The following is a 14,983-nucleotide window of genomic DNA, read 5'->3' on the forward strand; positions in this document are numbered from 1 at the left end:
CGTCCTGGTTCGGGTGTCGGGTCGGTGTCATGACAGGCCGAGTTCGTTGTCGATGAGGTCGAAGAGTTCGTCGTCGCTGGCGCCGTCCATGCGGTCCTCGATGGAGGCGGTCGCCGTGCCGTCGCCGTCGGCCGCGGTGGCCGCCGGGTCGAGGCTGCGCAGCAGCTCCCGGAGCCGGTCGGCCAGCCGTTCGCGGTCCGCCGGGTCGTCGGGGATGCCGTCGAGGGCGCCCGCCAGCCGGTCCAGTTCGGCGAGGCCGGGGAGCGGGCCGGGGCCGGCGTCGGGGAGCAGTTCGGCGGCGAGGTGTTCGGCGATCGCGGCCGGGGTGGGGTGGTCGAAGAGCAGGGTGGCCGGCAGCGGGTGGCCGGTGGCGGCGCGCAGCCGGTTGCGCAGTTCCACCGCGGTCAGCGAGTCGAAGCCGACCTCCAGCAGGCCGCGTCCGGGCTCGACCGCGGCCGGGCCGCTGTGGCCGAGCACCAGGGCGGCGTGCGAGCGGACCAGGTCGAGCAGGACCCGGCCGCGCTGGGTCTCGTTGAGGGAGCCGAGGCGCTGCTTGAGGGCCTCGGGCCCGTCGGAGCCGGTGCCGGCCGCCGGGACCGCGGCGCCGCGCCGGGCGGCGGGGCGCACCAGACCGCGCAGCAGGGCGGGGACGCCGCCGGTGGCGGCCTGGGCGCGGACGGCCGCGGTGTCGAGCCGCAGCGGGAGGACGACCGGCTCGTCGAGGGTGCCGGCCGTGTCGAACAGCGCCAGTCCCTGGGCCGGGCTGAAGGCGACGATCCCGCCCCGGGCGATCCGCCGCAGGTCGGCCTCGGTGAGCCCGCCGGTCATCCCGGTGCTGTTGGCCCACAGGCCCCAGGCCAGCGAGCGGCCGGGCAGCCCGTCGGCGCGGCGCCGGTGGGCCAGCGCGTCCAGGAAGGCGTTGGCGGCGGCGTAGTTGCCCTGGCCCATGCCGCCGAAGACTCCGGCGATGGACGAGAACAGGACGAACTCGGACAGGTCCAGGTCGGCGGTGAGTTCGTGCAGGTTGACCGCCGCGTCCACCTTGGGGCGCAGGACGTGGTCCAGCTGCCCGGGCGTCATGGTGGCGACGACGCCGTCGGCCAGGACGCCCGCGGCGTGCACCACCCCGGTCAGCGGGTGCGCGGGGGGCACGGCGGCCAGCAGGGCCGCGAGGGCGTCGCGGTCGGCGGCGTCGCAGGCGGCGATCTCGGCGTGCGCGCCCAGGGCGGCGAGTTCGGCGAGGAGTTCCGCCGCGCCCTCCGCGTCGGGGCCGCTGCGGCTGGTCAGCAGCAGGTGCCGGACGCCGTGTTCGGCGGCCAGGTGGCGGGCGACGTGGGCGCCGATGGCACCGGTGCCGCCGGTGATCAGGACGGTTCCGTCGCCACCCCAGCCGGGGGTGCGCCCGGTGGCGGCCAGCGGCACCCGGGCCAGCCGGGCGACGTGGACGGCTCCGGCCCGGATCGCGAGCTGGGGTTCCCCGGACGCGAGGGCTTCGGCGAGCAGGGCGGGCGGGGTGTCGTGGGCGTCCAGGTCCAGCAGGACGAAGCGGTCGGGGTTCTCGGTCTGCGCCGAGCGGACCAGGCCCCAGAGCGCGGCCAGGGCCGGGTCCGGGATGTCGTCGCCGGTCACCGGGACCGCGCCCGAGCTGACCAGGACCAGCTTGGCGCCGGCCAGGCGCTCCTCGGCCAGCCAGTCGCGCAGCAGGGCGAGGAGCGTGCCGAGGCCGTCGTGGACCGCGTCGCGGAGGGCACCGGGCGACGCGTACGGGGCCGGGGCGGGCGGGCAGGCGGCCAGCACCAGCCGGGGCGCCGGGGTACCCGCGTCGAGCAGGGCGGACAGCGCGGCGAGGTCGGCGACCGCACGGCCGGGGAGCGGCGCGGCGCCGAGCACGGTCCAGGACTCCGGGCCGAAGACCGTGCCCGTCGCGGCGCGCCCGGGCAGGGCCTGCCACTCGGGGCGGAACAGTTCCTCGTGGTGTCCGGCGCGGGTGGCCTTGAAGCGGTCGGCCGAGACGGGCCGCAGGACGAGCGAGCGGGCCGAGACCACCGGCCGCCCGGTGGCGTCCGTCGCCGTTACGGCGACGGCGTCGCGGCCCGTGGGGGTCAGCCGCAGCCGGAGTTCGGCGGCCCCGGAGGCGTGCAGGCGCACCCCGTTCCAGGAGAACGGCAGCCAGCCCTGCGCGGGACCTTCCAGGACGTCGAACACCAGTGAGTGCAGGGCGGCGTCCAGCAGGGCCGGGTGCAGGCCGAACGCGGCGGCGTCCGGCCGCTGCTCCTCCGGCAGGCTCGCGAGGGCGTACACCTCGTCGCCGAGCCGCCAGGCCGCGCGCAGGCCCTGGAACGCGGGGCCGTAGGCGAACCCGCCGCCCGCGAAGCGGTCGTACAGGCCCTCCGTGTCGAGCGGGACGGCTCCGGCCGGCGGCCAGGCCTCGGGGTCCTCCGGGTCGGCCGGGTCCGTGGCTCCGGCGGAGCCGAGCAGGCCGCTCGCGTGCCGGGTCCAGGGGGCGTCGGGGCCGTCGTCGACGGCCCGGGCGTGGACGCTCAGCGGGCGGGTGCCCGCGGCGTCCGGGCTGCCGACGGTGAGCTGGAGTGCGACGGCTCCGCCCGCCGGGAGCACCAGCGGCGCCTCCAGGGTCAGTTCCTCGACCTGGTCGCAGCCGACCTGGTCGCCCGCGCGGACCGCGAGTTCCAGGAACGCGGTGGCGGGGAACAGCACGCCCTCGTAGACGCCGTGGTCGGCCAGCCAGGGGTGGCTGCGGACCGAGAACCTGCCGGTGAACAGGAAGCCGTCGGAGTCCGCGAGTTCCGTTCCGGCGCCGAGCAGCGGGTGGTCGACCGCCTGCAGTCCGGCCGCGGGCAGTCCGGCCGCGGCCGGGCCGGCCTGGAGCCAGTAGCTGCCGCGCTGGAAGGCGTAGGTCGGCAGGTCGACGGCGGAGCGGGACGGGCCGCCGGCCCGGACGGCGTGGACGGCGTCCCAGTCCACGGGGACGCCCGTGACGTGCAGCCGGGCCAGGGCGGCCGTCGCCGCGGGTGCTTCGGGCCGGTCCTTGCGCAGCAGGGGCACCAGCACCGGGCTGCCGGCGGCGCCGGTCAGGCAGTCCTGGCCCAGGGCGGTGAGCGCGCCGTCGGGGCCGAGTTCGAGGAACGCGGTGACGCCGTCGCGCTCCAGGTGGCGCACGCCGTCCTGGAAGCGGACGGTGCCGCGCACGTGCTCCACCCAGTAGTCCGGCGAGCCGAGCTGCTCGGCGGTGGCCGGCTCGCCCGTCAGGTCGGAGATCACCGGGACGGCGGCCTCCCCCGGGACGATCCGGGCCACGACCTCGCGGAACTCGGCGAGCATCGGCTCCATGAGGGGCGAGTGGAAGGCGTGGGAGACCCGCAGCCGTCGGGTCTTACGGCCGCGCGCGGCGAGCTGGGCGGCGATCTCGTCCACCGCCGCCGCGTCGCCGGAGACCACGGTCGAGGCCGGGCCGTTGACGGCGGCGAGGCCGACGTCGCCCTCGCGGCCCGCGAGCAGCGGCAGCACCTCCTCCTCCGCGGCGGCGATGGCGACCATCGCGCCGCCCGCCGGGAGGGCCTGCATCAGCCGTCCCCGCGCGACCACCAGCGCCGCGGCGTCGGGCAGGGTGAACACCCCGGCGACGTGAGCGGCGGCCAGCTCTCCCACGGAGTGGCCGAGCAGCCGGTCGGGGCGCACGCCCCAGTGCTCGACGAGGCGGAACAGGGCGACGCCGAGGGCGAACAGGGCGGGCTGGGCGTACTCGGTGCGGTCCAGCAGGCCGTGGCCCGGGTCGCCGGGGGCCGCGTCGATCACCTCCCGCAGCGGGCGGTCGAGCAGCGGGTCGAGTTCCGCGCAGACCGCGTCGAAGGCGTCGGCGAAGACCGGGAACCGCGCGTACAGGTCGGTGCCCATGCCGGTGCGCTGGCTGCCCTGGCCGGGGAACAGGAAGGCGGTCTTCGCGGCCGGGCCGGTGACCCCGCGCACCAGGTCCGCCGACGGCTCGCCGGCGGCGAGGGCGGCGAGCCCCTGGAGCAGGGTCTGCCGGTCCGTTCCGGTGAGGGCGGCCCGGTGTTCGAAGGCGCTGCGGTGCAGCGCCAGGGAGCGGCCCAGGTCCGCGACGGCGAGTGCCGGGTCCTGCTCGACGTGCCGGAGCAGCCGGGCCGCCTGCTCGCGCAGCGCGTCCGCGCTGCGGCCGGAGAGCAGCCAGGGCAGGGCGGGGGCGGCAGCCACGTCAGCGGTGGACGCCGGGGCCGGTTCGGTGGGCTGTTCGAGGATGGTGTGGGCGTTGGTGCCGCTGACCCCGAACGAGGACACCGCGGCCCGCCGGGGGCGGCCGGTCTCCGGCCACGGGGTGTCGTCGGTGAGCAGCCGGACCGCGCCGGCCGACCAGTCGACGTGCGGGGTCGGCGTGTCGATGTGCAGGGTGCGCGGCAGTGTCCCGTGCTGCATGGCCTGCACCATCTTGATGATGCCGGCGACTCCGGCGGCGGCCTGGCTGTGTCCGATGTTCGACTTCAGCGACCCCAGCAGCAGCGGCTCCCGCTCGCCGCGCTCCCGGCCGTAGGTGGCCAGCAGGGCCTGGGCCTCGATCGGGTCGCCCAGCTTGGTGCCGGTGCCGTGCGCCTCCACCGCGTCGACCTCGGCGGCGGTCAGTCCGGCGTCGGCGAGGGCCGCCCGGATGACCCGCTGCTGGGAGGGCCCGTTGGGGGCGGTCAGGCCGTTGCTGGCGCCGTCCTGGTTGACGGCGGAGCCGCAGACCAGGGCGAGCACCGGGTGGCCGTTGCGCCGGGCGTCCGAGAGGCGCTCCAGGACGAGCAGTCCGGCGCCCTCGGCCCAGGAGGTGCCGTCGGCGGCGGCCGCGAACGGCTTGCAGCGGCCGTCCTCGGCGAGCACCCGCTGCCGGCTGAACTCCACGAACGCGCCCGGGGTCGACATCACGGTCACGCCGCCGGCCAGCGCCAGCGAGCATTCGCCGGCCCGCAGCGACCGGGCCGCGAGGTGGACCGCGACCAGCGACGAGGAGCACGCCGTGTCGATGGTCACCGCGGGCCCTTCGAGGCCGAGGCTGTAGGAGATCCGCCCGGACGCCACGCTGCCCGCGCTGCCGATGCCGAGGTAGCCCTCGAACTCCTCGGAGGGCTCGGTGACGCGCGACCCGTAGTCGTGGTGGCTGCAGCCGACGAAGACGCCGCTCGCGCTGCCCTTGAGGGAGAGCGGGTCGATGCCGGCCCGCTCGAACGCCTCCCAGGACAGTTCGAGCAGCAGCCGCTGCTGGGGGTCGATGGTCAGCGCCTCGCGCGGGGAGATTCCGAAGAAGGCCGGGTCGAAGCGGTCGGCGTCGTGCAGGAAGCCGCCTTCCCGCGCGTAGGTGCTGCCGGCCCGGTCCGGGTCCGGGTCGTAGAGGCCGTCCAGGTCCCAGCCGCGTCCGGTGGGGAAGCCGGTGATCGCGTCCCGTCCGTTCGCGACGAGCTCCCACAGCTCCTCGGGGGTGCTGACGCCGCCGGGGTAGCGGCAGCTCATGGCGACCACGGCGATCGCCTCGTCCTCGGGCACCGCGACGGCCGCGGGCGGCTGCCCGGGGGCGTCGGACGCCTCGGTGGCGGGCGCCCCCGGCAGTTCGGCGCGCAGGTGTCCGGCCAGGGTGGTGGCCGTGGGGTAGTCGAAGGCCAGGGTCACCGACAGGCGCAGGCCGGTGGCCGCGGCGAGCCGGTTGCGCAGTTCGACGGCGGTCAGCGAGTCGAAGCCGATGTCCTTGAACGCCTGGTCGGGTCCCACCGCCTCGGGCCCGGGGTGGCCGAGCACGGCGGCGACCTCGCGGCGGACCAGGTCCAGCAGCGCCCGGTCGCGTTCCACCGGGGGCAGTGCGGCCAGCAGCAGGGCCGGCGGCTCGGCGCCGTCGGCCGTGCCCCGGGACCCGGCCGCGGCGGCGAGCGCGTCGCGCACCTCGGGCAGGTCCCCGAGCGCGGCGCTGGGCCGGAGCGCGGTGTACGCCCGGGTGAAGCGGTCCCACGCGAAGTCGGCGACGATGACGGCCGTGTCGTCGTGGTCGAGGGCCCGGCGCAGCGCGGTGGTGGCCGCGGCGGGGTCCATGGCGGGCAGGCCGTCGCGGATCAGCCGTTCGGCGACCGCTCCGGAGGCGAGGCTCTCGCCGCCCCACAGGCCCCAGGCCACCGAGGTGCCGGGCAGTCCGAGGTCGCGGCGCTGCCGGGCCAGGGCGTCGAGGTAGGCGTTGGCGGCGGCGTAGCTGCCCTGGCCGGTGCCGCCGAGGGTGCCGGCGAGCGAGGAGAACAGCACGAAGGCGGTCAGGTCGAGTCCGCGGGTGAGCGCGTCGAGGTTGCGCGCGCCGTCGAGCTTGGGGCGCAGGACGCCGGCCGCGCGTTCGGGGGTGATCGAGTCGATCACCCCGTCGTCGAGGACGCCCGCCGTGTGCAGGACGGCGCGCAGCGGGCGCTCGGCCGGAATGCCGGCGAGCAGTTCCGCCAGTGCGTCGCGGTCCGCGACGTCGCACGCCACTGCGGTGGCCTCGGCGCCGAGTCCGCGCAGTTCGGCCAGCAGGGCTTCGGCTCCCGGAGCCTGTGCGCCGCGCCGGCTGGTGAGCAGCAGGTGCGCGGTGCCGGTCCGGGCGAGCCGGCGGGCGATCTGGGCGCCGAGGCCGCCGGTGCCACCGGTGATCAGGACCGTGCCCTCGGGTGTCCAGTCGCGGGCGGGGGCGGTGTCGCCGAGTCCGGCGTGGACGACCCTGCGACCGTAGAGACCGGTGGCGCGCACCGCCAGCTGGTCCTCGCCGTCGGGGTTGGCCAGGGCTTCGGCGAGCCGGGTCGCGGCCCGGTCGTCGAGCCGGCGCGGCAGGTCGACCAGGCCGGCCCAGCGCTGCGGGTACTCGACGCCGGCGACCCCGCCGAGGCCCCAGGCCAGGGCCTGGAGGGTGCTGTCGATCCGGTCGGAGCGGCCGACCGACACCGCGCCCCGGGTGGCGCTCCAGAGCGGGGTGTCGGTGCCGAGGTCGCCCAGGGCCTGGAGGAGCGCGACGGTCAGGGTGAGGCCGAGGGGCAGCGCCGATCCGTCGCCGTGCGGTTCCTCCACCAGGGCGAGCAGCGACAGGATTCCGGCGGGCGGCCCGTCGACGCGGTCGTGGGCGTCGCGGAGCAGCGCGGCGAACCGGGTCCGGTCGGTCGCATCGGGGCCGGCCTCGACCAGGACGGGGGTGGCGCCGTGTCCGCGCAGGGCGTCCGCGGCGAACGCGACGGCCGGGTCGTCGGCGGCGCCGGTCGGGGCGACGAGGAGCCAGCTGCCGGTGAGCCGGGGCCGCTCGGGGGCCGGCAGGGGCTTCCAGGCGACCCGGTAGCGCCAGCTGTCGGCGGTCCGGTCGTCGGCCCGGCCGCGCGCCCACTCGGCGAGGGTGGGCACCAGGGAGGCGAGGGAGGCCCGCAGTTCCCCGTCCTCGACCCGCAGCGTGGTGGCGAGGGCGTCCAGGTCCCCGTGGTCGACCGCCGCCCAGAAGCCGGAGTCGGCCGGGCCGGTGCCGGTCGCGGCGGCAGTGCCGGCCGCGGTGTCGACGGACCGGGCGGGGGTGTCGTCCAGCCAGTAGCGCTGTTGCTGGAAGGCGTAGGTGGGCAGGGGCCGCTTGCGCGCGCCGGTTCCGGCGAACACCGCGTCCCAGTCCACCGGCAGGCCGCGGACCTGGACCTCGGTGAGCGCGGCGAGGAAGCGGCCGGGGCCGCCCTCGGTGCGGCGCAGGGTGCCGACGACGGCCCCGTCGCCGACCCCGGCCGCTTCGACGGCCTCCTGGATCCAGACGGTCAGCGCGGGGTGGGTGCTGCACTCGACGAAGGTGTGGTGCCCGTCGGCGACGAGCGCGTCGAGCGCCCGGCCGAACTCCACCGGCCGGCGCAGGTTCTCGTACCAGTACGCGGCGTCCAGGCCCAGGGTGTCCACGGGGCCGCCGCTGACCGTCGAGTAGAACGGGACGGCGGAGGTCCGCGGCGCGATGCCGCCGAGGAGGCCGAGCAGTTCCTCGCGGAGCTGCTCCACCTGGGGCGAGTGTCCGGCGAAGTCCACGCCGGGGACGGGCCAGGCCAGGACGCCCGCCTCGGCGTACTGCTCGCGCAGCCGCTCCAGTGCCACCGGGTCGCCGGAGACCGTCACCGACGTCGGCCCGTTGACCGCAGCGACGTCGAGCGCCCCGGCGTGGGCGGACAGTGCCTCGCGCACGGCCTCGACCGGCTGCGGCACGAACAGCATGCCGCCGTGTCCGGTCAGGGCCAGCAGGGCCCGGCTGCGCAGCGCGACGATCCGGGCCGCGTCGTCCAGCGAGAGCGCGCCGGCCACGCAGGCGGCGGCGATCTCGCCCTGGGAGTGGCCGACCACGGCGTCGGGGACGATCCCGTGCGCCCGCCACAGCTCGGCCAGCGACACCATCACCGCCCACAGCACCGGCTGCACCACGTCCACCCGCTCCAGCGGGGGCGCGTCGGGCTCGTCGCGCAGGACCGCGAGCAGCGACCAGTCCAGGTACGGGGCGAGGGCGCGCTCGCAGGCCGCGATCCGGTCGGCGAAGGCCGGGGCGTGGTCGAGCAGTTCCCGGGCCATGCCGGCCCACTGGGAGCCCTGGCCGGGGAAGACGAAGACGGTCCTGGCCGACCGGGCGACGGTGCCCCGGACCAGACCGGGTGCCCGCTCTCCCGCGGCCAGCGCGGCCAGGCCGCCCAGCAGGGTCTCCCGGTCGCCGCCGACGACGGCCGCGCGGTGCTCGAAGGCGGTCCTGGTGGTGGCCAGGGAGTAGCCGATGTCGGCGGACGCCAGCTCCGGCCGCTCCGTCAGGTACGCGTGCAGCCGCTCCGCCTGGTCCTTCACCGCCTCGGCGGTCCGCCCGGACAGCACCCACGGGACAGCGGACGACGAGGGCACGGGCTCGGCGGACGCGGGCTCGGCGGGCGGCTGTTCGATGACGACGTGCGCGTTGGTGCCGCTCAGGCCGAACGAGGACACTCCGGCGCGGCGCGGCCGGCCGGTCTCCGGCCAGGGGGTGGCCTCGGTCAGCAGGGCGACGGCGCCCGCCGTCCAGTCGACGTTCGGGGTCGGCGCGTCGATGTGCAGGGTGCGCGGCAGTTCGCCGTGCTCCATGGCCAGCACCATCTTGATGATGCCGCCGACGCCGGCGGCGGCCTGGGTGTGCCCGATGTTCGACTTCAGCGACCCGAGCCGCACCGGCCGGTCGGCGGGCCGGTCCTGGCCGTAGGTGGCCAGCAGCGCGTCCGCCTCGATCGGGTCGCCCAGCCGGGTGCCGGTGCCGTGCGCCTCGACGGCGTCCACGTCGGCGGCCGACAGCTCGGCGTTGGCCAGCGCGTCGCGGATCACCCGCTGCTGGGCCAGGCCGCTGGGCGCGGTCAGCCCGTTGCTCGCGCCGTCCTGGTTGATCGCCGAGCCGCGCAGCACCGCGAGCACCGGGTGGCCGTTGCGGCGGGCGTCGGAGAGGCGTTCCAGGAGCAGCAGGCCCACGCCCTCGGCCATGCCGAAGCCGTCCGCCGAGGCGGCGAAGGACTTGCAGCGTCCGTCCTCGGCGAGCCCGCGCTGCCGGCTGAAGCCGGTGAACGACAGCGGGGTGCCCATCACCGTGGCACCGCCCGCCAGGGCCAGCGTGCACTCGCCCGAGCGCAGCGACTGAGCAGCGAGGTGGACCGCCACCAGGGACGAGGAGCAGGCCGTGTCCACGGTCACGGCGGGCCCCTGGAGGCCGAGCTGGTAGGCGACCCGCCCGGACAGGACGCTGGTGGAGATGCCCGCGATGAACAGGCCCTCCAGTTCCTCGGGGATGTCGCGCAGACTGCCGCCGTAGCCCTGGTAGGAGGCGCCGGCGAAGACGCCGGTCGGGGTGCCGCGCAGGGTGGACGGGTCGATGCCGGCGCGCTCGATCGCCTCCCAGGAGGTTTCGAGCAGCAGCCGCTGCTGCGGGTCCATGGCCAGGGCCTCGCGCGGGGAGATCCCGAAGAACCCGGGGTCGAAGCGGTCCGCGTCCCGGACGAATCCGCCTGCGGCGGCGTAGCTCCGGCCGGGCCGGTCGGGGTCCGCGTCGTACAGCGCGTCGAGGTCCCAGCCCCGGTCGGACGGCAGCCCGGAGACGGCGTCGTGCCCGTCCGCGACCAGGCGCCACAGGTCCTCGGGGGTGCGGACACCGCCGGGGTAGCGGCAGCTCATGGCGACGATCACGACGGGGTCGTCGTCCGCGGCGGGCGCCGCCGTCGGGGGCTGCCGGACGGCGGCGGGCTCCCCGGCGGCGCCCAGCAGCCCGGTTTCCAGGCGTCCGGCGAGCGCGGCCGCCGACGAGTAGTCGAAGACAACGGTGACCGGGAGCCGCAGGCCGGTGGCGGCGTTCAGCCGGTTGCGCATGTCCACGGCGGTCAGGGAGTCGAAGCCCAGCTCGCGGAAGGCCCGGCCGGGGGCGATCGCGTCCGGCGAGTCGTGGCCGAGGACGGCGGCCGCGTGGGTCCGGACCAGCTCGACCAGGACCCGGGTCCGCTCGGCCGCCGGGAGCGGCTCCAGCCGCTCGCGCAGCGCCGAGGGGGTCCCCCCGGCGCCGGCCTCGCCGGTCTCCGGTCCGGCGGCCAGCGCGGCGCGCACCTCGGGGAGTTCCCCGATCAGCGGGCTGGGGCGCGCCGAGGTGAAGACCGTCGCGAAGCGGTCCCAGTCGATGTCGGCGACCACGACCACCGTCTCGTCGTGGTCCAGGACCTGCTGGAGCCCGGTGATCGCGACCGCGGGCGGCATGAAGAGCACGCCGTGGCCGCGCAGGGTCTCCTCCGCCAGTTCGGCCGCCATCCCGCCGGCCCCGTCCTCGGGGCTCCAGATGCCCCACACCACGGAGGTCGCGGCGAGGCCGCGGCTCCTGCGGTCCTCGGCGAGGCCGTCGAGGTAGGCGTTGGCGGCGGCGTAGGCGCCGTGGACGGCGCTGCCCCACACCCCGGAGATGGAGGAGAACAGCACGAGCGCGTCGAGCGTGTCCCGGTCGAAGAGCAGGTCCAGGTTCCGGGCCCCGCCGACCTTGGCGTGCAGGGTGTCGGCGAACTCGTCCGCGTCGGTGTCGGGCAGCGGCACCAGCAGCCCGGCGCCCGCGGCGTGGAAGACGGTGCTGATCCGGTGGCCGTCCTGTTCGAGGCCGTCCTTCAGCGCGCGCAGGGCCTCCAGGTCGGCGACGTCGCACGAGGCCAGGGTGACCCGGGCACCGAGCGCGGCCAGTTCCTCGGCGAGCTCCGGCGCACCCGGCGCGTCCGCACCGCGCCGGCTGACCAGCACCAGGTGCCCGGCTCCCCGCCGGGCCAGCCAGCGCGCGATCTGCGCGCCGATCCCGCCGGTACCGCCGGTGATCAGCACGGTGCCCCCGGGCCGCCAGCTCCGCAGCGGCGCGGTGTCGCCCAGGGCGGACCGGACCAGCCGCCGGCCGTGGCAGCCGGTGGCCCGGACGGCCACCTGGTCCTCGTCCCCGGCCCGGCCGGCCAGCACCCGGCACAGCCGAGCGGCGGTGTCCGCGTCCAGGACCTCCGGGAGGTCGACCAGACCGCCCCAGCGCTGCGGGAACTCCAGCGCGGCGACTCGGCCCAGGCCCCAGAGCAGGTTCTGCGCGGCGCTGACCCTGCTCCCGGTGTCCGTGCCCCCGACCGACACCGCGCCCCGGGTGGCCCACCAGAGGGGCGCGCCGATCCCGGCGTCGCCGAGTGCCTGTACCAGGGCCAGGTTGAGCGCCGTGCCCAGCGGGACGGCGGGGTGCGCCGAGTGCGGGCGCTCGTCGAGGCCCAGCAGCGACAGCACTCCCGCCACCGGGCCGGGCAGCGCGTCGAGGGACGCGCGCACCCGGTCTGCCAGCACGGCGCGGTCGGCCGCCGCCTCGGTGATCCGTACGTGGACCACCGAGGCCCCGGCCTGCTCCATGGCGCGGACGGTCGCCTCCGACCGGCGCTCCCCGTCCTCGGACTGGCCGTCCGACGACAGCACGAGCCAGCTGCCGTCCAGTGCGGCCGCCGAGCCCTCGGGCAGGGCCCGCCAGGTCACGCGGTAGCGCCAGGAGTCGACCACCGAACGCTCGGTGCGCTCGGTGCGCCAGGTGGCGAGCGCGGGGAGCACCACGTTCAGCGGGTCCTCGGGGGCCACCCCGAGGGCAGTGGTGAACCGGTCCAGGTCGCCCCCGCCCAGGGCCTCCCAGAAGTCGTCGCCCGCCGCGGACGTCCCGGACCGACTGCCGGCCGCGGGGGCGGTGTCCTCCAGCCAGTACGGGCGACGCTGGAAGGCGTAGGTGGGCAGGGAGACGCCGCCCGGACGGCGTCCGGCGAACACCCGGTCCCAGTCGGGCAGCAGGCCGCCCACGTAGACCTCTGCCAGGGACGTCAGGAAGCGGTCGAGGCCGCTCTCGCCGCGCCGCAGCGTGCCCACGACCACGGCGGGGCCCTGCGCGGAGCCGGCCGTGTCGGCCGCGTCGGCGGTCTGCTGGACGCCGAAGGTGAGCACGGGGTGCGGGCTGGACTCGACGAAGAACCGGAAGCCCTCCCCCAGCAGCGTCTCGGTGGCCTTCCCGAACTCGACCGTCTCCCGGAGATTGCGGTACCAGTACTCGGTGTCGAGGGACTTCGTGTCCAGCCAACTGCCCGTCACCGTCGAGAAGAACGGCACCTCGCCCGAGGCAGGAGCGATCCCCTCCAGATCGGCCAGCAGGCGCTCACGAACCTCCTCCACGTGCGCGGAGTGCGACGCGTAGTCCACCTCGATCAGACGCGCCCGCACCCCCTCCTCGACCAACGCGTCGACGAACTCCGCCACCACGTCCGCATCACCCGACACCACCGTCGACGACGGACCGTTCACCGCCGCCACCGACAGTCGGCCCGCGATGCGCTCGCGCACCACCTCCACCGGCAACGGCAGCGAAGCCATACCGCCACGTCCCGCCAGAGCGCGGATCGCCAGGGAACGCAACGCGACCACCCGCGCCCCGTCCTCCAGACTCAGACCGCCAGCCACGCAGGCAGCGGCGATCTCACCCTGCGAGTGACCCACCACCGCGTCCGGAACGACGCCGAACGAGCGCCAGACCTCCGCCAGCGACACCATCACGGCCCACAGCACCGGCTGCACCACATCGACCCGCGCCAGCAGAACCTCAGAGCCCAGCGCCTCCATCAACGACCAGTCGGTGTACGGCGCCAGAGCCCGCTCGCACTCCGCCATCCGCGCCGCGAACACCTCCGACCCCGCCAGCAGCTCCACCGCCATCCCAACCCACTGCGAGCCCTGACCCGGGAACACCAGCGCCACCCGACCGGAGGACACACCGTCCCCCAGCACCAGGCCCGGCACCGTGCGCCCCTCCGCCAGCGCCTGCACACCGTCGAGCAGCCGGTCCGGGTCGGTGCCCACCACCACCGCCCGCCGTTCGAAGGCGGTGCGGGTGAGGGCGAGGGCGCGGCCGGTGTCGGCGGCCCGCAGCGGTGCGGGATCGGCGCCCAGGTGGGCCAGCAATCGGGCCGCCTGGTCGCGCAGCGCCTCGTCGGTGCGCCCCGACAGCACCCAGGGCAGCGGGTACGCGTCGCCACCGGCCGCCGGTTCGGCTTCCTCCGCCGGGGCCTGTTCCAGGATCAGGTGGGCGTTGGTGCCGCTGACGCCGAAGGCGGACACGCCGGCCCGGCGCGGGCGTCCCGTGTCGTCCCAGGCGCGGGCCTCGGAGAGGACTTCCACCGCGCCCGACGACCAGTCCACCATGGGGGTCGGCCGGTCCGCGTGCAGGGTCCTGGGCAGTTCGCCGTGCCCGATCGCCAGCACCATCTTGATGACGCCGCCCACGCCGGCCGCCGCCGAGGTGTGGCCGATGTTCGACTTCAGCGAGCCCAGCCACAGCGGCCGTTCGGCGGGCCGCCCCTGGCCGTACGTGGCCAGCAGGGCCTGCGCCTCGATCGGGTCGCCGAGAGTGGTGCCGGTGCCGTGCGCCTCCACCACGTCCACCTCGGACGCCGTCAGCCCCGCGTCCGCCAGCGCCGCCCGGATCACCCGCTGCTGCGCCGGGCCGCTGGGCGCCGTCAGGCCGTTGCTCGCGCCGTCCTGGTTCGTCGCCGAACCGCGGACGACGGCCAGCACCGGGTGCCCGTTGCGGCGGGCGTCCGACAGCCGCTCCAGCAGCAGGACACCGGCGCCCTCGGACCAGCCGGTGCCGTCCGCGTCGGCCCCGAACGCCTTGCAGCGGCCGTCGGCCGACAGCGCGCGCTGGCGGCTGAACGCCACGAACGGGTCGGGGGTCGCCATCACCGACACCCCGCCCGCCAGGGCCAGCGTGCAGTCGCCCGCCCGCAGCGCCCGGATCGCCAGGTGCAGGGCGACCAGCGAGGACGAGCAGGCCGTGTCCACGGTCACCGCGGGCCCTTCCAGGCCCAGGGTGTAGGCGATCCGGCCGGAGACCACACTGGTCGCGGTCCCGGTGTCCAGCAGGCCCTGGACCTCGGGGAGGTGGCGCGATCCTTCGCCGTAGCCGTTGCCGATCGCCCCGAGGAAGACGCCCGTGGCGGTGCGCCGCAGCGTGCGGGGGTCGATCGCGGCCCGCTCGACCGCCTCCCAGGCGGTCTCCAGGGCCAGCCGCTGCTGGGGGTCCGTGGCCAGCGCCTCGCGCGGCGAGATGCCGAAGAACTCGGCGTCGAAGTCGGCCGCGTCGTGCAGGAAGCCGCCTTGTCGGGTGTAGGACGTGCCGGGCCGCTCGGGGTCCGGGTCGTAGAGGCCCTCCAGGTCCCAGCCGCGGTTGACCGGCCAGGAGGAGACCGCGTCGGTGCCCCGGGAGACCAGGTCCCACAGCAGTTCGGGCGTCTCGGCGCCGCCGGGGTAGCGGCAGGCCATCGAGACGATGGCGATCGGTTCGTGGCGGGCCTGCTCGGCCTCGCGCAGCTGCCTCCGGGCGTCACCGAGGTCCGCGGTGGCGCGCCTGAGGTAGTCGAGCAGCTTCTTGTCGTCGGACATC

The 14,983-nt window shown here is 76.5% G+C and carries 1 protein-coding gene; it reads right to left on the reverse strand.

The features are described from left to right. Window positions 1-27 precede the first annotated feature (27 nt). Entirely contained in the window at window positions 28-14,982 is a 14,955-nt protein-coding gene (locus tag ACI1MP_RS34230) for a type I polyketide synthase (protein WP_404870390.1), read from the reverse strand. Window position 14,983 lies beyond the last annotated feature (1 nt).

Source organism: Kitasatospora griseola, from assembly GCF_044999035.1.
In the GTDB taxonomy this organism is placed as follows: Bacteria; Actinomycetota; Actinomycetes; order Streptomycetales; family Streptomycetaceae; genus Kitasatospora; species Kitasatospora griseola.